17 protein-coding genes and 1 tRNA gene are annotated in these 20,721 nt (G+C 53.8%); 10 read left to right on the top strand and 8 right to left on the bottom strand.

Annotation, left to right across the window (positions count from 1 at the left end):
• Positions 1–2 precede the first annotated feature (2 nt).
• On the top strand, positions 3–980 hold the full coding sequence (locus tag G0Q06_RS04420; RefSeq protein WP_163962836.1) for a biotin--[acetyl-CoA-carboxylase] ligase: 978 nt from the start codon (positions 3–5) through the stop codon (positions 978–980).
• Here G0Q06_RS04420 and G0Q06_RS04415 read toward each other — a convergent pair.
• Positions 977–1,732: an anaerobic ribonucleoside-triphosphate reductase activating protein gene (locus tag G0Q06_RS04415; RefSeq protein WP_163962835.1), complete on the bottom strand. Its 756-nt coding sequence runs from the start codon at positions 1,730–1,732 to the stop codon at positions 977–979. The genes G0Q06_RS04420 and G0Q06_RS04415 overlap by 4 nt on opposite strands.
• A gap of 177 nt (positions 1,733–1,909) precedes the next feature.
• Here G0Q06_RS04415 and G0Q06_RS04410 point away from each other — a divergent pair, with 177 nt between their 5' ends.
• Both G0Q06_RS04410 and G0Q06_RS04405 read left to right on the top strand, forming a co-directional pair.
• Positions 1,910–2,719 (top strand): hypothetical protein, encoded by an 810-nt coding sequence (locus G0Q06_RS04410; RefSeq protein ID WP_163962834.1) that lies wholly within the window; start codon positions 1,910–1,912, stop codon positions 2,717–2,719.
• A gap of 89 nt (positions 2,720–2,808) precedes the next feature.
• Positions 2,809–3,597, top strand: coding sequence for a PAS domain-containing protein (locus tag G0Q06_RS04405; RefSeq protein ID WP_163962833.1), 789 nt, complete (start codon positions 2,809–2,811; stop codon positions 3,595–3,597).
• A gap of 2 nt (positions 3,598–3,599) precedes the next feature.
• Here G0Q06_RS04405 and G0Q06_RS04400 read toward each other — a convergent pair whose 3' ends face one another.
• The gene (locus G0Q06_RS04400) at positions 3,600–4,703 is read right to left on the bottom strand and encodes a type IV pilus twitching motility protein PilT (protein ID WP_163962832.1); all 1,104 of its coding nucleotides are present in this window, start codon (positions 4,701–4,703) and stop codon (positions 3,600–3,602) included.
• A gap of 70 nt (positions 4,704–4,773) precedes the next feature.
• Here G0Q06_RS04400 and dapA point away from each other — a divergent pair, with 70 nt between their 5' ends.
• Genes dapA through ruvA form a run of 3 tightly spaced genes read left to right on the top strand, consistent with a single transcriptional unit; the run spans position 4,774 to position 7,057 of the window.
• Positions 4,774–5,676, top strand: a complete 903-nt coding sequence (gene dapA / locus G0Q06_RS04395; protein WP_163962830.1) for a 4-hydroxy-tetrahydrodipicolinate synthase — start codon at positions 4,774–4,776, stop codon at positions 5,674–5,676.
• Complete coding sequence (gene dapB, locus G0Q06_RS04390; RefSeq protein ID WP_163962829.1) at positions 5,673–6,431, top strand: 4-hydroxy-tetrahydrodipicolinate reductase; 759 nt, start codon at positions 5,673–5,675, stop codon at positions 6,429–6,431. The genes dapA and dapB overlap by 4 nt, the downstream gene beginning before the upstream one ends.
• Positions 6,428–7,057 carry a Holliday junction branch migration protein RuvA gene (ruvA, locus tag G0Q06_RS04385; RefSeq protein WP_163962827.1) on the top strand — a complete coding sequence of 210 codons (630 nt, stop codon included), beginning with the start codon at positions 6,428–6,430 and terminating at the stop codon, positions 7,055–7,057. The genes dapB and ruvA overlap by 4 nt, the downstream gene beginning before the upstream one ends.
• Before the next feature lie 146 nt (positions 7,058–7,203).
• Here ruvA and G0Q06_RS04380 read toward each other — a convergent pair whose 3' ends face one another.
• Positions 7,204–7,866, bottom strand: a complete 663-nt coding sequence (locus tag G0Q06_RS04380) for an RNA polymerase sigma factor (RefSeq protein ID WP_238710259.1) — start codon at positions 7,864–7,866, stop codon at positions 7,204–7,206.
• A gap of 197 nt (positions 7,867–8,063) precedes the next feature.
• Here G0Q06_RS04380 and G0Q06_RS04375 point away from each other — a divergent pair.
• Positions 8,064–8,139: transfer RNA gene (locus G0Q06_RS04375), tRNA-Lys, on the top strand.
• Positions 8,140–8,225: 86 nt separating this feature from the next.
• Here the strand turns inward: G0Q06_RS04375 and G0Q06_RS04370 are convergent.
• Positions 8,226–8,516: a hypothetical protein gene (locus tag G0Q06_RS04370; protein WP_163962825.1), complete on the bottom strand. Its 291-nt coding sequence runs from the start codon at positions 8,514–8,516 to the stop codon at positions 8,226–8,228.
• Between the two features lie 143 nt (positions 8,517–8,659).
• Here G0Q06_RS04370 and G0Q06_RS04365 point away from each other — a divergent pair, with 143 nt between their 5' ends.
• Both G0Q06_RS04365 and G0Q06_RS04360 read left to right on the top strand, forming a co-directional pair.
• Complete coding sequence (locus G0Q06_RS04365; RefSeq protein ID WP_163962823.1) at positions 8,660–9,793, top strand: ATP-binding protein; 1,134 nt, start codon at positions 8,660–8,662, stop codon at positions 9,791–9,793.
• Between the two features lie 338 nt (positions 9,794–10,131).
• On the top strand, positions 10,132–11,571 hold the full coding sequence (locus G0Q06_RS04360) for an MFS transporter (RefSeq protein WP_163962821.1): 1,440 nt from the start codon (positions 10,132–10,134) through the stop codon (positions 11,569–11,571).
• Between the two features lie 76 nt (positions 11,572–11,647).
• Here the strand turns inward: G0Q06_RS04360 and G0Q06_RS04355 are convergent, their stop codons facing one another.
• Positions 11,648–13,174 carry a right-handed parallel beta-helix repeat-containing protein gene (locus tag G0Q06_RS04355; protein WP_163962819.1) on the bottom strand — a complete coding sequence of 509 codons (1,527 nt, stop codon included), beginning with the start codon at positions 13,172–13,174 and terminating at the stop codon, positions 11,648–11,650.
• 204 nt (positions 13,175–13,378) lie between these two features.
• Between G0Q06_RS04355 and G0Q06_RS04350 the strand changes: the two genes are divergently transcribed.
• A complete protein-coding gene (locus G0Q06_RS04350) occupies positions 13,379–13,999 on the top strand; it encodes a CIA30 family protein (RefSeq protein WP_163962817.1) in 621 nt (206 codons plus the stop codon).
• On the opposite strand, the gene G0Q06_RS04345 is transcribed toward G0Q06_RS04350, so the two are convergent.
• The 3 genes from G0Q06_RS04345 to G0Q06_RS04335 are packed head-to-tail and all read right to left on the bottom strand — an operon-like array spanning position 13,967 to position 20,677.
• Positions 13,967–16,855 carry a right-handed parallel beta-helix repeat-containing protein gene (locus tag G0Q06_RS04345; RefSeq protein ID WP_163962816.1) on the bottom strand — a complete coding sequence of 963 codons (2,889 nt, stop codon included), beginning with the start codon at positions 16,853–16,855 and terminating at the stop codon, positions 13,967–13,969. The two genes, G0Q06_RS04350 and G0Q06_RS04345, sit on opposite strands and share 33 nt — an antisense overlap.
• 18 nt (positions 16,856–16,873) lie before the next feature.
• The gene (locus G0Q06_RS04340; protein ID WP_163962814.1) at positions 16,874–19,600 is read right to left on the bottom strand and encodes a right-handed parallel beta-helix repeat-containing protein; all 2,727 of its coding nucleotides are present in this window, start codon (positions 19,598–19,600) and stop codon (positions 16,874–16,876) included.
• Positions 19,601–19,636: 36 nt separating this feature from the next.
• Positions 19,637–20,677, bottom strand: coding sequence for a hypothetical protein (locus tag G0Q06_RS04335; RefSeq protein ID WP_163962812.1), 1,041 nt, complete (start codon positions 20,675–20,677; stop codon positions 19,637–19,639).
• Positions 20,678–20,721 lie beyond the last annotated feature (44 nt).

Below are 20,721 nucleotides of genomic sequence, written 5' to 3'. Positions count from 1 at the left end.
TTATGGATCTCGATACACGGGTTCTCATTCCTTTCCTGCGCGCAAACGGGCAATTTGTCTCAGGTGCCTCCATTGCCGAGGAGCTGCAGCTTTCGCGGGTCAGCGTTCACAAGCACCTCGAACACCTGAAGACCTCAGGGTTCACGTTTTCCGCAATCCGCAACAAAGGGTATCAACTCACCCGTGAACCGGTTGCTTTCCACCCGGTCCTTTTCGAGGCATTGCTGGCAATTCAACCGTGCAGTTTTTTCGAAGACCATATCGCCCTCGGGGAAGTTGACAGTACAAATACCGTGGCCGAAAGGGAACTCTCCTCAGGCCGGCCCACGCCCTTTTTTGTCGTGGCGGATTGCCAGACCGCCGGTCGTGGCCGACGCGGTCGCAACTGGCACAGCCCACAACATAAAAACCTCTACCTTTCGATAGCCTTGCGGCCCAGTCTGCCCCCCAGTCGGCTGCAAACAATCACCCTCTGGCTCGGCTTGCGCCTCTGCCAACTCCTCCGTGATACCTATTCTTTGCCGGTGCAGATCAAGTGGCCCAACGACTTGCTTATTCATGGACGGAAAATTGCCGGAATGCTGACCGAGGCGCGTGTGGACTCGGAATTCACACGGGATCTGGTCTTCGGCCTGGGTCTCAATGTGAATACATCTGAAACGGATTTTCCCGAGGAACTGCATTCTATCGCGAGCTCCCTCAGCATGAATCTCGGGCAACCATTGAACCTTTCCCGAATTGCCCACCGGATTGTTCATCATCTGTCAGACGCCATTCAGGACTACCTGAACGAGGATTATGCGGATGAACTGGCCCACCTCTGGCCGGAATTCGACTTCCTCAGAGGACAAGGGATCAGCACGGAACAAGCAGAGGGAACAGCTGTTGGAATTACCCGGAACGGATCGCTCAGGGTGGAACGCGAGGACGGCTCAATCGCTATCCTTCACAGCGGAGAGGTGAGCCTCAGGAAAAGCTAGACTGCCGCTGGTGCGGAACGGCGGCGGCGGCGCGCAACCGGCATCACTTTGGCTTCCTCGGAGTGCCGGATCTCATAAGTCTTTACCCGCTTTTCCACATAGGCGCGGATGTCCTGCAACGGCTTGTGGGGAAATGCCGGGCGGCCCTTCAATTCTCCCCGCAGAGGATTCACGGAGATAAAATCCTGAACGACGTACTTGTCTGCTCCATGAATCAGTTCGGAAATGGCTTTCAGTTCCCGGGTGGTGTGCAAGCCCGGAACCACGGTCGTCTTGAACTCATGCGGAACTCCGGACTGCTTGACCAGCCAGATGCTGGTGCGGATCGCTTCCGTATCAATCCGGCGCCCAACAAGGCTGGCATAGTTTTCCAGCGGGGCCTTTACATCCATTGCCACATAATCGAGGAGATTTTGGGCCAGTAAATCACGGATCACCTCCGGAAAGGTGCCATTGGTATCGAGTTTTACCTTCAGCCCCATTTCCCGGACTTCCGCGATACAGTCCCGAAGATCCTCTTGCATCGTCGGTTCACCCCCGCTGAAAACAACAGCGTCCAGGCGGTCGAGGCGTTTTTTCAAATACTTCCGTGCATGGTCCCAATCATAGGTACCATTGCCATCGCAGCTTCCAAGAAGACTGGCATACCCGCAATAGGAGCATCTGAGATTACATCCCCTGACATAAATAACAGCGCTCCGCTTATCCGTGAAGGCGTCTGCCTCAGATCGTTCAATACTCCCAATTTCCATCTTTAGTAAATATCCTTATTTGACGGTCAATCTAGTATCAGATTTGGTTATGGTAACAAGAAAAAAATTATTCCGGCCAATTCCATCCTCAAACCGCCTGAGCCACACTTTAAAAAGATTTAACCTGTAATCCTTACAGACTGGACAAACCATGCGGCTTTGTCCTAATGCATACTCATGGGATCGCCCGTCATAGCGAAAATTGAATTGTGGACAGAAGGCCTCAATGAGAACTGGGGGCTCGATATCAATAACCGTCGGCGAATTGACCGCGGACGCTTGAATCCGGCTGAGCTCAGGCTTATCGCCAAGCGTGTGCGCAAGCGTAACCGGACCGGTGCAGAATGTCTCCTCATTCTAACCGGCGGAGACCGCTATCTGGAAGTCCACGTCAACGAAAACGACCTGCTCTTGTCCAACCCGCAGGATCCAAACTACCAGAATGTGACCATTCCGGACAAGGACCTGAAGGATTATGTGGAACAATACTTCACCGTCTCGATTGAAGCGACGCCCTTCGAATGGACTCCCAGCCTGGTCATGCAATGCATCACGCTGTTACTGGTTCTTCTGGGACTGGGTGTCGTCCTTGTATTTGTCTCCAGGCATTTTTCAAAGGAGACAGGTTTTGTCCAGAAGCCCGCGATAATCGAGCTCAACGACCCCATCGCATCCGCCAGTGCCATTGAGGATTACAGCGGGATTTACGCCACCGGCATGTGGGATGGAGCTATGCTCATTGAGCTCAATATTGACAGCACTTTCTCCTATTACGACATCAAGCGAAGCGGGCAGCAGCGCTACATTCTCGAGCTTGTTCATTCGGGCACATACAAACCGGTTAGTGAAATGGGACGCATGGCCTTTTTAACGGAATTGAACTTCATCTTTTACCCGGATGAGGAGGCGATTATTTTTCAGGACCGGGAATATGAGCTGATCGCACAAAGTCGTCAGGACCTTCCCTTTATCGCCTTTACGGACTGATCGGTTCACCGGTTTGGGCCCTACAAGAATATTTCGCTTGTCCGGGGGCTTGAAAAGGACCATCCTGAAGCCTCACTAGCGGAGTGGATATGAGCGATCAAGGATCACGTGAATTTCTGGAGGAACGGTTGGCTTCAACCCTGGCTGAGGCAGAAAACCTGAAAATTCAGGCCGATACAGCCCTGAAATATGCTGAGCAAGTATGGTGGGCATGGAATTTGAGAAGAAAGCGCCTGAAGATCCATGCTGCTGGCGAGTGCATCCTCGGCTACCCGCATGAGGACATGGAGCACAGCGAACAATTCTGGTGGGATCGTATCCATCCTGAAGATCTGCTCGAGGTCCAACAATCCCTTGAGATTGCCCTTAAGTCACCTGAAAGAATCTGGCGCTGCGAGCACCGCTTCATGGACGTCACCGGAGACTGGGTCTGGGTCGAGCAAGCGGGCTTTGTCCACCAAAGCGATGCCGAAGGAAACCCGGTTGAGATGGTCGGCACAACCCGGAAGACGCAGGAGCGCTATCAGCTCCTTGATCTCTTCCGGGGATCGGAAACCCTCATCGATGCGCTTGTTCGATCGGCACCCGTGGCTTTCTGGGTCAGGGGGCCCGAAGGGATTATCTTACTGAGCAGCCAGGTCATGAAGGAATGGTTCGGACCATTCAATACAACTGGAGCAGTTGACAAGCTGGCAAAACCGGAGGATCTCGCCTCGTGGCACAAAGAATACCAAGCGGCTCTACTCAATACTCACTCCAGTCGTAAAAGGCCATTGCTGCTCAATGACGGTTCCTGGAAGCAATTTGAGCACCACTTGATTCCCCTGACCCAGGGGCTAGAGACCTTCGCCGTGCTTGAAGTGTTTATCCCGCTTTAAGGCTACTCGACAATTCCGCCTTCAGAGAGGAAAATCCCCTTCAGGTTCATCTCAAGCGCCTTTGGATTTGGAGAGACTCTCAGACCCGTGTTGCGGCTGATCTTGCCGTCTTTGATCAAGCGGAACAAATCCTGATTGAAGGACCGGCTCCCCGTATCCTTACCCGCCTCGACAACGGCCGGAATCTTCTCGAATTTCCCTTCTTCAATAACAGTCCGGGCGAGGGAATCAAGAATCAGGCATTCAAGAATGGGAAGACGTCCATTTCCATCGAGTGCAGGCACAAGGCGCTGCGTGATGGTAGCCCTGACAGAGCCCGCCACCTGACGCCGCAGGCCGGCATGCTGTGTTGGCGGATAATACTCAAAAAGCCGTTGAATGGATTGTTGGGCACTGCTGCTGTGCAAGGTACCAAAGACATAGTGACCCGTCTCAGCAGCTGTAAGGGCCGTGTTGAAAGTGTCGCAGTCCCGCATTTCCCCGATGAGGATCATATCTGGATCCTGACGCAGAACAGTCTTCATTCCCTGCTCGAAGGAAGGTGTGTCAATCCCCACCTCGCGCTGGTCAAAACTGGACTTGATATCGGAATAGGTGAACTCAATCGGGTCCTCCAAAGTGACAATATGCTTGTCCATGTTGTTGTTGATCCAGTTCAACATGGCAGCGAGGGAGGAGCTTTTGCCGCAACCGGTCGGACCGCAAATCAACATGATTCCATCGGGCTGCTGACACAGGTCTACAAAGAGTTTTTCATCAAGATTCAGTTGCTCGAATGTCGGTGGCTTGTCCTTCACGTAGCGGAAGACGATGCTGGGCGTTCCACGCTGGTAAAACGCGTTGACACGGAATCGGCCGACGTCGACAAGACGGTAGCTGTAATCGACCTGGTTGTCGGTGCCCCAGCGCTCAACAAATTGCGGCGGACAGGAGTCCTCAATAAAGGCGAGGATCTGGTTCACCGCGAGGGGATCCATATCCACCGGCTCCAAATGGCCGTTGATGCGCAGCAGGGCTGGCTTGTTCGTTTTGATATGCACATCACTCGCTCCATTATCAACGGCGAGCTGTAGCAGGTTGTTAAATAGTTCCAGTGTGTCTGACATGGCAAATTAGCATTTGAAATATAGAACGGCCCCACCTACGGTGGCAATTTCAATTTATAAAACCCTAAATATGTCAGAAACGCAATCATTTCGTGGCGTCTACACCGCCTTGGTCACTCCGATGAAGGAAGATGGCTCCATCGACTGGAATTCTCTCAGTGCCCTAGTGGAAGCGCAGGTGTCCGGCGGCGCGCAAGGGATTGTCCCGACTGGGACAACCGGCGAGTCCCCCACCCTGGACAATGCGGAGCACCTTGAGGTCATCGGAGCAGTCGTGAAAGCGGCCGCCGGGCGTATCCCTGTAATCGCCGGAACGGGCGCCAACAGCACAACGGAGGCCCTTTACTTGACGGGCGAAGCCGATCGGCTCGGCGCTGATGCGTTTCTGCAGGTCGCCCCCTACTACAACAAGCCGAGCCAGGAGGGACTATTCCAACACTTCAAGGCAATCGCCGATTCCACAAGGAAGCCGATCATCCTGTATTCCATTCCGGGACGGTGTGGAATTGAGATTGAGGTGGAGACGGTGTCCCGCCTGTCAAAGGCCTGCCCGAATATCTGTGCCATCAAGGAGGCCGGCGGACAGGTCGAGAAGGTGCGCGCCTTGAAGGCGGCCTGCCCGGAAGTCACCGTCCTCAGCGGTGATGACGGATTGATCATTCCCTTTATCGAAGCGGGCGCAGAAGGCGTCATCAGCGTGGCTTCCAATATTTCACCCGAGGTGATCAGCCAATTGACGGAAGCCTGCCTTGCCGGGGATACTGGAAAGGCCAAGGCCCTCGCCAAGGACTGGGAATTGCTGCTCACCGAGCTCGTTTTCCTTGAAGGGAATCCTGTCACGATCAAGGAAGTCCTCTTTCAAGCGGGACGAATCCCTTCCCCCGCCATGCGGTTGCCGCTCGTCCGCATGCCGGAAGCAAGCCGCGGAATCATCCGGGATCATCTTCTAGCCCTCAACTATATCAGCGCATGAGCACTCCATTAACTGTATTGATTTGCGGATACAAAGGCCGCATGGGACAAACTTTGTTATCCATTGCTGAATCGGAAAATGCCCGTGTGGGAGCCCAAAGGGATGCCGGTGATGCTCTTGGTGAAGGGATTGACAACTGTCAGGTCGCAATTGATTTCAGCTTTCATTCCGCCACTGCGGAGCTTGCCGGAATATGTGCGACGCAGGACATCCCGCTTGTTATCGGTACAACCGGTCACACGGACGAGGAGCGTGAACAAATCCTCGAGGCAACAAAGTCCATCCCGGTCGTCTGGGCGGGGAACTATTCCGTCGGGGTCAATCTGCTCTTCCACCTCACGGAACTTTCCGCGCGTGTATTGGGCGATCGCTACCAGCCGGAAATAATGGAGGTCCATCACAAGCACAAGAAGGATGCCCCAAGCGGAACCGCGTTGAACCTGGCGGAGGCGATTGAGGCCACTCCGGACTTCTCCAGCGCAATTCGCTGCAGTGGTCGCGACGGCGAAACAGGTGCCCGTCCTGATGGTGAAATTGGCCTGCACGCCCTTCGTGGCGGCGAAGTGGTTGGTGAACACACGGTCTTTTTATTCGGTGATCACGACCGGATCGAGCTGACCCACCGGGCCAGCGACCGGCGCATATTCGCCACGGGTGCCTACCGTGCAGCCCATTGGGTTGCCAGCCAGAAACCGGGACTCTATTCAATGCGGGATGTTCTTGGACTCACCCAACCCGGAGCGTTGAAGGCATGATCAGTTTTATTGAAGGAGTTGTTGAAAGCGCCACACCGCTGCAGGTAATCCTGAACTGTCAGGGAATCGGGTACCGCATTGACGTTCCCGTTACGACATCGGAAAAGATTCCCGGAATCGGAAAATCGGTTCGCCTCCAGATCCATCCGGTCTACCGGGAGGACAGTCAGGCCCTCTACGGATTTGCCACACGGGAAGAGCGCGACTTTTTCCATCTGGTCACCAGTAAGGTCAGCGGAATCGGTCCCAAGATTGCCCTCAATCTGATGAGCCGTCTCTCCTTTCAGATGCTTCAGGACGCCATTTCTCGGGGTGATGCAGCCCTCCTCGCGAAGTGCCCGGGCATCGGCAAAAAGACGGCTGAGCGAGTCTGCATCGAGTTGAAGGATAAGCTGGGTCCGGGATCCGGCAAAGCTGTAACCGTCACCCCTTCATCCGGATCACCGGTTAGCCCGGAAGCAGACGGAAGCAACCAAGCCGCCGCCTTCTCTGACGCCATCCAGGCCCTGATGACCCTCGGGTACAAGATGGACGCAGCCGATCAGGCTGTCCGCAAAGCGAGCCAGGCACTTGGCAGCGAGGCCACGACCGACGCGCTCATCAAAATGGCCCTGAAGACGGGCTAAGGGAGGCATTTAAAGTAACCACGGATCTCACGGATGTAGAGCGACTTCCCTGATCCTCTAAATCCAAACGGTGCCCGCCGAAGCGTAGCGAAAGAGGGTAATCCGTGGTGAAATTGACCAGCCTGACGCAATGAAATGCAGTCAGCTCACTGACGCCCGCGGGCCAGCTCGTGAGCATAGGCCTGCACGTTTTCGCCCTTCTTGATGCCCAAGCCTTTTGTCAGATAAAACCGAGCCCGGGCAATACGGCTTTTCACCGTGCCAACTGGGACTTCCAGGAGTTTACTAATCTCCTCATAACTCAGTTCGTCCAGGAGCCGCAACTCCATGATCTCCCGATGCCTGTCGGGCAGGCTATCCAGCTGCGCGTTCACAGCCCCGTGAAACTCCTGCCAGCGCATCCGGTCAGCTGGATCAGCGGAGGTGTCGGGAATCAGATCCTGCAGGGTCAAGCCCTCCTCGTTGAGAGGGGCCTCCATATGGACATCGCTGCCCCGGCCACGCCGCTTCCAGTACCAGTAGCGGTTCCGGGCAAGGTTGCTGGCGATCTGGTACAGCCAAGTCGAAAAACTCGCCTCCCATCGGAAATTGGGAAGGTTCTCCAAGGCCCGCGAAAAGGCATCCTGAGTCACTTCCTCAGCATCTTCGCGATTCCCAAGCAGGTTGTAAACCCGGGCAAATATCCGGCCCCAATATCGCTCAATAAGCTGGTTGTAGGCCTGATGATTCCCGTTGATCACCTCAGCGGCAATCCGCTGGTCAGGATCCATGGGCTCGACCCTCCCCAGGGCGCAAACTGAAGTCTCCATACCCCTTATACGTCCCAATTCCCTATTTGGATGCAAACCACCCTCTTTTTTCTTGCCTTCCCCACCTCCAACAATTGCCTTTTCCCTTTCTCAATGCGGGCGGTTAGCTCAGTTGGTAGAGCAGCCCCGACTTGTCGGGGTTGGTCCGGGGTTCCCCTCGACAACTGGTCTGAGGCTGTTCAAGGTGAGTTTTTTTCGGGCGGTTAGCTCAGTTGGTAGAGCAGGAGACTTTTAATCTCTTGGTCCGGGGTTCGAGTCCCCGACCGCCTACCAATCGACGCGCTTCGCTTGCTCATGGCACAGCCATTCAAAAAGGAGAATCGCAACATCACGCGTCCTTGTACACCGGCAAGGGTTCATCACGGAAGGACTCTTCCAGGGTCTCCAACCGGATTTGGTCCGACACCAACCGGCTTCTGAATGACTTCATCCAGAATATGCTGATACAACTGGCGGTCATCCAAGTGATTTGAATTCGTCAGGCAAACATGATGTTCAGCCAATATGTGGACAATCCGTGGAAGATAACACTGGATTTCCTGATCCGTCATTGCATCGGGATCCTGTGGTGGATTCAGCTGAGACTGGATGATGGGAGCCAGATAGACTCCCCACTCATCAGGATTCAGCATGGCGTTTTCCTGTTCCATCAATTGACGCACAAATGGATCGTTCCCATCCGGGGTGTCGATGGCACGCGATTCAGGCCAATCTTGTCCTGAGAGGCATCATTTGAACGCGGATTGACCTTTTAAACTTGAAATTTTCAAATTTATTTGGAATATTTCACGTTATGGTACCACGCCCACAGTATAGAAAACGCATTAAACGGGCACTGGCGCGTAATCCTGTTGTGGCATTAATCGGCCCCCGTCAATGCGGGAAGACCACGATTGCCCGTGAATTCCTGGAGGAAGGAGAATCCGGCTATTTCGATATGGAGGATCCCTTCGTAGCGGAGGCGATGGAAGATCCGATGGCGACCCTTTCCCCCCTGGAAGGACTAATTGTGATCGATGAAGCGCAGCGTCGTCCCGAACTCTTTCCGGTGCTGCGCGTACTGGCTGACCGGAAGTCAAGCAAAGCCCGGTTCCTGATACTTGGAAGCGCATCTCCGGAGCTATCGCGTCAATCCGCCGAATCCCTTGCGGGGCGGATCGAGATCATTGAGATGGCAGGCTTCGACCTGGCGGAAGTTTCCACAAATGAGCAACACCGGCTTTGGTTGCGCGGAGGCTTACCGCGTTCGTTTCTGGCGGATGAAGAAGGTGACAGCTACGAATGGCGACGCCAATTCATCCGCACATTTGTCGAGCGTGACATCGCCCAACTCGGATTTCGTATTTCACCGACGGCCATCGGGCGCTTTTGGCGCATGTTGTCACACTACCACGGGCAAATTTTCAATGGCAGTGAGATAGCCTCTGCACTGGGTGTCAGTCCACAAACCGCGCACAATTATCTTAATGCCCTCGAGCAAACCTACATGGTCCGTCGTTTGGAACCGTGGTTCGTCAATGTAGGCAAGCGATTGGTAAAATCGCCAAAAGTCTATCTTTGCGATAGCGGATTGTTTCATACTTTGCAGGGAATCCGAAATCACGAGGAATTAGTTGCCTGCCCTAAACTGGGTGCTTCCTGGGAGGGTTTCGCGCTGGAGCAGATCCTAAGACAACTTCCGGGCGAAGACGCCTACTTCTATGCCGTTCACAATGGATCCGAGCTGGATCTTTATCTGCCTCAACATCACGTCGGTTTTGAAATCAAACGCAAGGATGCCCCGAGGCGGAGCCGATCCATGAGCATTGCCAAAAAAGACCTGCAGCTCAAACAGCTCTACGTCGTTTACCCGGGGGAGCGCCGACATTCCCTTGCTGATGGAATTGAAGCAGTGCCACTGAGCACAAATATAGCCTCACTCTTGTAGTCCTAGTCCATGACGAAAGATGGTTAGGGACCTCAAGAAGATACGCCCCTTGAATCAGTCGAGTCCCCGACCGCCTACCACTTGCCAGTCATCAACTTAAAAGTCTGGCGACTTTGAAGACTTTTGAAAATTGTATCATTAATTTCACGAAGGCCATTCGATCTAAGGATCGGATGGCCTTTTACTTGCCCCAAGTTGTCATCAACTTTCCTCAAAAAGTCGTAGGCTTTATAGAGCAAAAAAAGGAAGCCGGTGAATTCATTCCTCCAATTTATCTGCCTTGTAGAATGTACGAGATGTGTTAGTGTCACCGATTCAATCTAAATACCGGGTAATCAATGGCATCAGAAAAGAAACATGTATTTGTAGCGCATCATCCCAAGGGTTTCCGTGCAAGACGCGGGATAAACTGGTTTTCACTCGGCCTCATGTATGCGACATATTACATGTGTCGCTACAATTTCCGCTTTGCCACACCGGGCATGCAGGAGGAATTCGGGTTTTCAATTACCCAGATTGCGGATCTCATGGCTATCTGGTCGCTCACTTATGGTACCGGCCAACTGGTCAACGGCCTGCTGTGCGATCGTATCGGCGGCAAACGATCGATGCAAATCGGCGCGGTTGGAACCATCCTCATCAGCCTCACATTTGGACTGGCCTCCATTACCGGTATTGGCAACGTCCTCTTAAAAATCGGACTGTTTAGCGGCTTGGATCCTGCCTTCCTTGCCATCTCGCTGATCTGGTTGCTCAACGGATGGTTCCAGTCATTCGGTGCACCTGGCATGGTCAAAGTCAATGCAGCCTGGTTCCACCGGACTGAACGCGGAACATTTGCCGGGATTTTTGGATTCATGATCCAGCTGGGGCAGGTCTCTATTTCAAAGCTGGGTCCGGCCATTTTAAATGGTGTCTCGCTGGGATTCATTGTTTTTGCCGAAGGCAACTGGCGCGCCCTCTTTCTCCTTCCGCCGATTTTCACAGCGTGTGCGGTCATCTTCATGTCCCTTGTCGCCAAGCAATCCCCGGAGGAAGCGGGCTATCCCGGCGTCATTGAAGATGAAATCGATAATTCAGCAGGTACAACGACATCGCTCGCAGAATCCTTTAAAACTATTTTTACTCACCCGCTCGTCTGGTTCTATGCAGTCGCCTACGCCTGTACTGGTGCGGTTCGATCAAGCTCCGACCATCTGGCTGTCCTGTACTTCCAGGAACAGCTTGGTATGGACATGAAAACAAATGTGCCGCTAATTGTCGTGGCAACACTCGCCCTGATGCCGATCATGGCCGTGTTCGGGTCATTGGCCTCGGGCTGGGTTTCCGATAAATTCTTCAAGGGATTCCGCTCCCCTGTGGCCATGTTCCTGTATTTCCTGGAAGCTGTTGTCATCGGTGCGGCAGCCATAATTCTCCTGAAGGGCCTGGTTGGACCAACAACCGGCGGAATCATCGCAGGCTGTGTCATTCTAATCCTGATCGCCCTGACCGCGAACTCGACCCACTCGATTGTCGGTGCGGCGGCCCCCATGGATATCGGCGGCAAGAAAATGGCGGGGTTTGCAGCGGGCGTGATTGACTCCTTCCAGTATTACGGTGGTGCTCTTTCGCTGATCATAACTGGTCGCGTCTTGGATGCCACCAAGGATCAATACGGCTGGACATTCTGGTATGCCATCATGGCTGGATTCGGTGTAATCGGCGGCATTTCCATGTTCCTTGTCATGAAGAAGCAGAACCGCATGAAAGCCGCTGCGGCACAGCAAGCCTCTTGATTCATGTAGGTCTAATGCGACCTCCTTCGGGATAAGGCTCACTCCATAACGGCGGATTCCAGAAAAGCCTCCGCTCCTATTCCCCGAACAGCTCCCTGAAGAGTGGCGGGACTGGGATGGATTCATCCAATTTCGGCAACTGCTTCGTCTGGAGAAACGCTTTCAACACCTGAAAGTCATCTCCCCATGCCGTTTCCCCGGGTGCTGAGGAGGCGTCCAGAACACCCGTGGGATCGTCAGGCAACGAGTCAAAATTCCCAATGTAGCAATTTTGCGAATACACCGTGCGCTTATCCCCGCCCGATTGGAACCCGCGTGAATTTGGGGAGATGAAGATGTTCTTTTCGAAGTGCGTATCCACCGGCCATGACCCGCCCCAGTTATGGAAATGAACAACTGTGGAATCAATCTCAGGCATGCGCTTTTCCGGAATGATGATCAAATTGTTGTGGATGCGGGTATTTTTGCAGGGTCCCGAGATATGGATGGCCGGTGAAAACCAGCCCTGGCGCTTGGTCGGATATTCACGAATACCATCATTGATGCTCAGGTTGTACCGGACCACCGTATCCTCCGTACCGACGTTGATATCCCCACCAAGGCTATCACCCTTGTTGCAGATGAGCAGGAATCCACCCGCATTATCGTGGGAGTAGTTGTACTGAATGACCGTTCCGATACAATTGTAGTCGGCATCAAATCCCTGTCCGTCCCACTTCGCGTTGTGATCACTGACCTCGTTGAACTGGATGAGGGTGTTGTCCGAGCTCCATGGCCAGATGCCCGCAGCGGCATCCCCAAACGGGAGTGTATCGGGGCAATCCCGCATGACATTATACTCCACCAAGGCTCCATCACATCCGATCGGCACAATCCCGTCTCCGGGAATTTGTTCAAGGAGGTTATTGCGGATAACCACCTTCAAACTCGGATGCCATTCGCTCCTGCGGGAGTTCCCGCGAAAATTGATCCCGTTGCGTTCGCAGCGATACAGGTGGCAATCCTCGATCAGTAGATCAATGAAACGGGTCGGCACCTGCTTTCCCCCATTGTGGATGAGGATAGCGCTGCCCGCGCCGTCTCTTTTGACCAAGCTGCCGTTCACATCGCGGATAACCAGTCCCTTCAGGTGAATCCCCCGGCAATCCCCCATATTCAAAGCCCTGACGACCAGACCCCGACGGCCTGGTTTGCGCCTTGGTCCCTTGTTGGTAATTTCCAGGTTCCTGACTTCCCAGTACTCGATATTTTCCAGCAGGACAGCAGACTCCCACTTACCCAGCCCATGAATTGCGGGCAGTTTCCCCTCACCATAGCGGTCGATGACAATTGGCTCTTCCGCCGTTCCGCTGCCTTTCGGGACGAGACGTCCATTCCATTCCGATCCGGAGCGAAATAGAATACGGTCACCTGGTTGAAACCCCATTGAGTTGACCTTGGAGAGTGTCGCCCATGCTTCATGCGGAGCGGTGCCGCTGTTGGCATCGCTGCCTTTCCGGGAATCAATATAGTAGGATTGGCCCGCCACTGAAAGGCTGGAACAAACCGTGGATACGGCATCTTTCCCCGCGTCTAAGGGACCCGCCAGAAACAGGAAACCCATGGTTACTTGCAGAAATGTTTTCAAATTCTTGATGTTCACAATAAAAGAGGGACAAGCGGTCACAAGCATCATTATACCACCCCGCAAGCGATTGTCTTCTGAATTTTGTACCAAAATGTATGGCGACTTGTCCCTTTTCCACCGAGGAGGTCGGGAAAACTCGCTAGCGTTTGCGTCAGCTCACCGGATGTGCCAATTTATACAATGTTATACAAGTCCCTCATCCAAGCTATCACCATCAGCACTTCCTTCCTTTGCCTGTCCATGAATGCCGCTTCCAGCTCACCCATGAAAATCCTTCGTGATTTTGACAAGCCATCCGGGGAACCCGCATGGTTCGCCCAGAATGATGGTGTCATGGGAGGCGTCTCGAGTGGCTGGGGCGAAATCAAAGAGGGGCATCTCCAATTTTCCGGTGAGCTTTCCCTCGAAAACAATGGGGGATTTGCACAGATTTACTCACGAATTGAGCAGTCCGACCTGACCAAGTACACAGGTGTACGGCTTCGCGTCAAAGGGGACGGGCGCGACTTTCAATTCCGTATCGCAACAGATGCCCGTTTCCGCGGTTCCCGAATTGCCTACCGTGCCACTTTTCCAACTGAGGCAGATGAGTGGACAGAAATATCAATCCCGTTTTCCTCATTTGTTCCCAGCTTCCGGGGCAATTTTCTTAATGGTCCACCCCTGGATCTCTCCTCCATCCGGCAAATCGCCTTCTTGCTGGCTGATGGGAATCCCGGCCCATTTTCCCTGGTTGTGGATTGGATAGGATTAGAAGGTGATGAAAATTCACTCCCATTGGACGCGCACCCGGAAGAATGAACGATTCCCGACAAGGGGGTGCTGAAAAACAATATCCGTTCCCGGGTTAGCGCTGGATCCAAGGACAGCATCAACCGCGGTCCAGGGGTTCGAAGCCCCAAGATTCGTGGCGTGCTCAAGAATGTATAGCCGCCCGTCCAAAACATTTGATCCCGGAATACGCAATTCGGGGACTCCCGCATTGATGGAAAAATCCGGCGAAAAGAAATCACTGCCATCATTCAGGATGTTACCGGTCAGGTATTCTGAAAAATTGCTTCTACCGTCTCCATCCAGATCTTCAGCGCCATCGCCGGTATTCCCGGGGTTGAGGCCAAGGCCCGGTTCGTCCACATCGGCAATCCCGTCGCCGTCTAAATCTTCAAGAACGCCTAGCACGACAAGTAACAAGTCATCCACCACGTAGACATCATTCCGAAGCGAAGGCCCCTCATTGAAGAGCGTTCCATCATCGTCGTGATGGAAGAATACACCGACCAGGCTGGTCTCGCTAACCCCGGCTGAGACAAGCTCAGCTGAGGACAGGTCGAGGATGAACGATCCTGTCTGGCCTGCGGCAGGAGAAGTTAGATCACCGATAGTGACTTCCTTGATACGCTGTATCAAGTCACCTGATACAGGATCAAACTCCCCTATCCCGACAATCAGGCCGACATGCACATCAAGGACCGCTGCAATTTCCCAGTCCCCGCTAAAGCGATAGTCCTTTGATGTGTCCCATGTGCGGGTAGAAAACCAACGCGTGACAATCTCGTCATACCCGAATCCCGTGCGCAAACCGCCGTTGGATGAATTGACGGACAAGGTCTGGCCGTTGTCTTCGCTTCTCCAGTTCGACATATCCGACTGGTGCCAGGTTTCCGAGGGATAAGGGGCAGCGGTATTTGCCGGGTTGGGATTGGTCGAGAAATCTTCCGACAGGACAACAGGGGATTCCCCATACGGACTACTCTCCAGGGTCAGGACAAATCCCACAGCGCTTGCTGTGCCGGCCACATCGAGGGCATCCCGCATCGTGACAGTGTAGGCATAAGCGGTATTGGGCAGGAGGCCGGTATCCGTGTAAACAGGTGAGGACTGCCAGCCGGAATCATCTCCGCCCAAGTTGCCACTTGTCTCGGTGAAATAGTATTCCGTGTTGAACGGACCCTCAATGGAGGTCATCTGGACAGAATATGAATCCAGTGCCGTCGGGACACTGTCAAAAGCCGCCGGCGGGAGAGGAAACGGTGTGCCCCCAATCTCGATTGCCCCCATGTCGGGTAAGCCGACCACGGGATTTCCAAAATAATCAGTGGCTACATCAAGACCAATTGCCAGGCCGACGGGATCACCTGTGATTGGCGTGATGAGGATCCCCTGATCCTCGACGAGGGAGGTTGATGAGGGAATGTAGTCAGCGGCGGTAAGTCCGCCGGTATTGGCAAACAAAGGATTCCCGATTAAGGGAGCTGTCTCAGTGAACAAGTCGAGATTGAAAGTGGGGACGATGTTCGTCCGCTGGTAAAGGTTGTTCATCCAGACAACGCGATCAGCCATTGCCTGCGTATAGTCGTCCGCGTTATCTCCCGTGACATCAGCTGTTGGTCCGAGGACATAAAAGATGTTGTTGGCTATCAGTAATCCGTCGGTGGAATCATTGATATTAAACTTCCCCGTAATGGAACCATCCACGTAAATCGTGTTGTTGTAGAGGTAGCTGTTAAACGGGCCGTTCAGGGGATTCCCCGAACCGACATAGCCGCTCGTCCAGATAATATTACCGTCCTGATGATTGGCAATTGTGCCTTGGTCGAGAGCGCCCTTCACCCGCCAGCCATCATTAATGCTGATATTGTAGCGGTAGGAACAATTGTTGTTGTTGCCAAGGATCTCGATGAAGCCTCCAGCGTTGTCGATGCTGAGGTTGTACTGCACAACAACGTCGTTGCAATTGAAGTCGATGTGCATCCCGCATGAATCCGCCCGACCGCGCGCTCCCTTGAAGGTGTTCTTCTCAATCAGTACCCGGTCGCTGGCGAACGGCCAGATGCCGCTCCCGCGGCCATGCATGCGCGAATCAATAAACACGCCTGAGCCATCCACGACATTGCCGCGCACAACCAGATCGTCGACCCGACTGGGCTGAATGGCCGGTCCTCCAATATCGGTCATGACATTGTCGAGAATTTCGACAAACCGGATATCCCGCATCTGGATTGCCTTGTGACCAACATTTTCAATGGCGCAGTTGCTGACAACGATATTTCCGGAAACGGATGCGTCACCACCGCTTATGGCAATGCCAAATCCGGTGTACGTTGTTGGGGTGGCCCCCTCGTTTGGAGTCCCGATACTGGGGTAGATGTGGTGGATGTAGAGATTGTCTATTAGGATCTCCTGAACGCCGTTGGTACCCGTACGGCTCATGAAAACCCCGTAGCGATCATCCTCTGGTGAGCCATCGACCATGGCACCCCCGTCGCCTGTGATTTCCAGGTCACGCACCTCGACATGCGCGGTATCCTCGAGATGAACACCGGCCAAGTATCCCGAGGCGTTGATGACCGGTGCGGGTCCACTGTCGTAGGAAGCAATGATGATCGGGTTGCCCGCAGAACCACTGTCCCCGTCAAGATAGATTTTCCCATTAAAGGTGTCCCCAGCCTGAAGAAGTATCTGGTCACCGGGCAGGAAGGTCCTGCTGTTGACCTCGTCCAAGGTGGCCCACGCCTGAGCGGGTGAGGTCCCAAGGTTCAGATCATTGCCGCCATCTGCATCAAGGTAGTAAGTGGCTGCTGAAAGCGGAGTCAGTTGCATGAAAAGCACGAGGCCAAGGAAAGACAACGGGCGTTGAAGATTGAGGGAGGTAATCATGGGTAAATCGTGGGGAGGTTAAGAGGGGTCAGGTAAAGCTATTGTTCCGGGAAATGACAACTGCGACTTGCGTTTGGCCTGACTGAGCATGATCTGCATCCACACTTCCCGACGGAACTGAACCGGCCCGTAAAATACTTCTCCACGCGCCTTCATTTCGCGGCGACGGCGATTCTCATCGACAAAGGCCTGCGCCAGGAAAGTCTGCTGGAAGCCTGTATCCAAGGCATAGATCCACGCAGGGCCGGTGCCAGCAGTTTCGCTGAAGCTAAAAACCCAGGTGTCGAGGACTTGTGAATAGAACCACTGTCCCCGGACGTCACGTGGTTCGAAGGCTGCCGTGTTGGAGGAAAAGAACCATGCGCCCGCACCCGGCAAAACAAAATCTTCCGGCATGTACAGCCATTGGTTTGCGGCCACGCTGTAGATCCAGTTAGCGTCCACGGATTGAGGTCCGACCCAAAGCAATCCCATGAAGCGCATCCCGGTATTGATGTATCCTTCCTCACCGATCTTGTAACCGGCAAAGCGGCCCTGGCCCTCCGTCTGGAATTCGTGGGCACCTATCGTGGGAACAAGGTCCGCCGCGATTGGATTGTCATAAAAGTCACGCCCCCCGTTGGCAGCGATGACTGTCCCGGCAGCAATGGCTGGTGAGTTGGGAAGGAGCTTCACATCAGCGGGATCCAAGCCACCGGGATTGGACATCAGCGGGTCGACATTTAGCGGGGCGAGGTCCTCTTGGGGAACGGTGATGTTCCCGAAGTACAGGTTATGGCTCAGGACATTGCCGCGCTCTTCAAGGTAGGACATGTCGTCAAAAGTGACAGGATTCCCCGCCGCGTAGAAAATATTATTCTGCACGGTGTTGTTGTTCGGCCATTCCCCACCCCAGTTGTTGACCGCGATGGCCTTGTAGTTGGAATGCAGATCTGTGTTGACGATGGTGTTGTTATAGACCTTCGAGCCTGTGACCCGCCCGGAGAACATGATCCCGGCACCGTTCTCCTTGTTCCGGAAGCCGACATCAATACCGATATTATATCGAGCCACGGCATTCTCCTGGAAAAAATTATACTGGGAAAAGACAATAATCTCAATCAGGCCACCATCGACATCGTATCCAAAGTTATACTGCATGAGAGAATCGATACAATTATAGTCAAAGTGACATATGTAGCTGTCTGCCAAAGGATTCCGGAGATGGCGGAAGTCGTTGAACTGGACAACCGTTCCCTCGGCATCGAAGGGCCAGAAGGCACTACCCTCAATTGTTCCGCTCATGTAGTTGTGCTGGATCAAAGCGTCCTTGGTCCCGCCCAGTTGCAAGAGATTGCGGTGGATGTTGATACCGGTGTTGTTTTGAAAGAGAAATCCAATCGTCGGATAATACTCAAGGCCGCGAAGTTTAAAATCAGAGAGGCTTCCGCTACGGTCGTTGAGCTGGACCGCCCGTCCGTCAATGTTCGAAAAGAAGCAGTCCTCAACGATGAATCCGTTCCAACGCGTATACGGTTTGGCCAAATCGTCGCTGGTTGTATCGGCATCAATTGCCCGCGACTCATGCTCGTCGCCACTCCCCTTGATCCATGTGAAATCAAGCCCATGGAAGTGCAGGTGCTTCATCTCACCGGTCCTTGCCGGGGCAACGAGACGGATGCCAAAGCGGTTCGCAATTGAGCCGGTTGGATGGTAGTTTGAAATTTCCAGATCGCGAAATTCAACCCCGCTGTTGCCCGTGAGGAAAATGACTTCGGAATCGTTTGGCCCACCCTCCAGTCGCGGCTTGGGACCCGTTCCATAAGCCCCAAGGACAATGGGTTCCTCTGGAGTGCCATCCCCAATGAGGAAAAAACTGCCCGTAAAGACGCTTCCCGCCTTGAAGAGAATCACATCACCCGGTCCGAAGTCGACCGTGTTCAGCTTTCCGAGAGTCCGCCATGCCGTTTCAGGTGAAGTACCGTCGTTGAGATCGTTCCCGTCTTCCGCATCAAGGAAGTAATCGCCCTCCGCAGGATTGGTCCAAGTCGCCTCATTGGGCCCTCCGCCTCCCACATCACCGACAGAAACAATCTGGAACCCGCCCAGACCTGCTCCACCGCCACTGAGCTGCTTCATTGAAAAGCTTGCCGTGTCCGCAGTGAGTGGGTTTTCAGGGCTGCCAAAAAGAGCGTAGTTGGCGACGGGCGCCTGCCCGGCTGCCGGTTCGCTGGTGAGGGTGGCCAGAACCATACTCTCCGGGCCAAAATCAACCGGTAGTGGATCCGCTGTTTGATAATAGTAGGTTGTTGCGCCGTTGGAGACCGAGGCGCTTGTGTTGCTTTTGAAACCGCTTAGGTAGACAATCACATAATACCCTTCAGGAAACTCCTGCTGCAGGTTATTAAGGATGACAGAAGGATTCTCGGGTGTGGCCGCATAGTACTGCAGTCCGTAGTTCAGGGGAGTGTTGATGTAGCTGGCCCCGAAGTAATTGAACCCGCTCGAGGAATCAAGGGTCAACCCAACGGTACTGCTCTGGCCATTATCCCGCTTCAGACCGAAGGAGCTATCCAGATTGTTCCAGTTCCCGACAACTGTTTCAAGAGCAGGAACACCGAAACTTTCCTCACCGTCAATGGCCGTATTACCGGTACCTTCAATGGCAAAGTTTATACTGACAATCCGCGCAAAACAGGGATTCAGGAGAGTACAGGCAATGAGCACGACCAGCCGGACGTGCGGCGAAAGGGGGAACTTTGACATGGAATAACCGATCTATTTGATGACGCGGGTTCCCGCTTACATGCTCATGTCCACGGCATAAACCCATGCCGGACTTGAAGCGAGAGTTTCGCCAGGAGCAAACACCCATGTGTTCAGGGCGTACGAGAAGTACCAGCCCTGTCCCCAATCAGTGAGCTGGAGCTCAGATGGGTCATTCATGTAGGCCCAGCCACCAGTTCCAGGAACCACCTCGGCTTCCGGGATATAGAGCCACTCGCCAACATCCACTGAGTAGAGCCAGCCCATCATGCCGGCCGGATCAGTCCCGTAGTTCAGCAATCCCATGAAGGCATCGCCTGTGTCGACATAGCCGTCAGGATCAATTGTGTAGCCGGCCCAGTCGGTCTTGACGACGACGTCGCTGGCCGAGACGATTTGCACGCCGCAAATGGAGACCGCGCCGCCATCAACCGTGTCGACGCGAATTGTGATGAAGGGAAAGAAGATCGGCGCTTCCTTGCTCCCGAAGACGGCATAATGGGCCTCAGGGAAATTTCCTGATCCCGGATCTTGAGTCACCGTGGTCCGGAGGATGTTCTCCGGTGTCAGGACAGTCTTGTTGTCGGTGGGCGGGGTGAAGTAATAGCTGGTCCGCCCGTCCGTGACAAACCCCTCCCCGGGATTGGCGGCAAACCCGGAAACATATGCGATGATATAATACCCCTCAGGGAAAACATCCCGGAGGTTATTGAAAGTGAGGTTGGTTCCCGGGTCATCATTGGTCGCAGCGTAATGCGGCGCCCCGTAATTCAGGGGTGTATTGATGTACCCTGGGCCGAAGTAGTTGCGGTCGTTGAAAAACCCAACTTCAAGGTTGACCGGCGATTCAGTCCCGTCAGACAGGAGCAGGTTTTCAAAGGTCCAACCAATGTTGTTCCAGCCACCGACTACCGTATCGAGGGCAGCCACGCCGAAGGTCTCTTCCCCGTCAATGGCCGTGTTGCCGGTATTATTGAAGGAGATGTTCACACTGATGATCTGGGCCTGCAGGACCTGGCCGATCATGAACAGAAGACAGATGGATGATAGACTTAGGATTGAATGTTTTGTTTTCATGTTTCGTGGTAATGATTTGGAGGGCTTTGGTTTGTAAGGAAGCC

It is taken from the genome of Oceanipulchritudo coccoides (assembly GCF_010500615.1).
GTDB classification, from domain to species: Bacteria; Verrucomicrobiota; Verrucomicrobiia; order Opitutales; family Oceanipulchritudinaceae; genus Oceanipulchritudo; species Oceanipulchritudo coccoides.
This window is presented reverse-complemented; position numbering and strand designations above follow the sequence as displayed.

Bases quoted from the DNA above. Each gene is read 5' to 3' on its own strand.
- G0Q06_RS04420 (WP_163962836.1), top strand. From the start codon at position 3: ATGGATCTCGATACACGGGTTCTCATTCCTTTCCTGCGCGCAAACGGG.
- G0Q06_RS04415 (WP_163962835.1), bottom strand. From the start codon at position 1,732: ATGGAAATTGGGAGTATTGAACGATCTGAGGCAGACGCCTTCACGGAT.
- G0Q06_RS04410 (WP_163962834.1), top strand. From the start codon at position 1,910: ATGGGATCGCCCGTCATAGCGAAAATTGAATTGTGGACAGAAGGCCTC.
- G0Q06_RS04405 (WP_163962833.1), top strand. From the start codon at position 2,809: ATGAGCGATCAAGGATCACGTGAATTTCTGGAGGAACGGTTGGCTTCA.
- G0Q06_RS04400 (WP_163962832.1), bottom strand. From the start codon at position 4,703: ATGTCAGACACACTGGAACTATTTAACAACCTGCTACAGCTCGCCGTT.
- dapA (WP_163962830.1), top strand. From the start codon at position 4,774: ATGTCAGAAACGCAATCATTTCGTGGCGTCTACACCGCCTTGGTCACT.
- dapB (WP_163962829.1), top strand. From the start codon at position 5,673: ATGAGCACTCCATTAACTGTATTGATTTGCGGATACAAAGGCCGCATG.
- ruvA (WP_163962827.1), top strand. From the start codon at position 6,428: ATGATCAGTTTTATTGAAGGAGTTGTTGAAAGCGCCACACCGCTGCAG.
- G0Q06_RS04380 (WP_238710259.1), bottom strand. From the start codon at position 7,866: ATGGAGACTTCAGTTTGCGCCCTGGGGAGGGTCGAGCCCATGGATCCT.
- G0Q06_RS04370 (WP_163962825.1), bottom strand. From the start codon at position 8,516: ATGGAACAGGAAAACGCCATGCTGAATCCTGATGAGTGGGGAGTCTAT.
- G0Q06_RS04365 (WP_163962823.1), top strand. From the start codon at position 8,660: ATGGTACCACGCCCACAGTATAGAAAACGCATTAAACGGGCACTGGCG.
- G0Q06_RS04360 (WP_163962821.1), top strand. From the start codon at position 10,132: ATGGCATCAGAAAAGAAACATGTATTTGTAGCGCATCATCCCAAGGGT.
- G0Q06_RS04355 (WP_163962819.1), bottom strand. From the start codon at position 13,174: ATGGGTTTCCTGTTTCTGGCGGGTCCCTTAGACGCGGGGAAAGATGCC.
- G0Q06_RS04350 (WP_163962817.1), top strand. From the start codon at position 13,379: ATGTTATACAAGTCCCTCATCCAAGCTATCACCATCAGCACTTCCTTC.
- G0Q06_RS04345 (WP_163962816.1), bottom strand. From the start codon at position 16,855: ATGATTACCTCCCTCAATCTTCAACGCCCGTTGTCTTTCCTTGGCCTC.
- G0Q06_RS04340 (WP_163962814.1), bottom strand. From the start codon at position 19,600: ATGTCAAAGTTCCCCCTTTCGCCGCACGTCCGGCTGGTCGTGCTCATT.
- G0Q06_RS04335 (WP_163962812.1), bottom strand. From the start codon at position 20,677: ATGAAAACAAAACATTCAATCCTAAGTCTATCATCCATCTGTCTTCTG.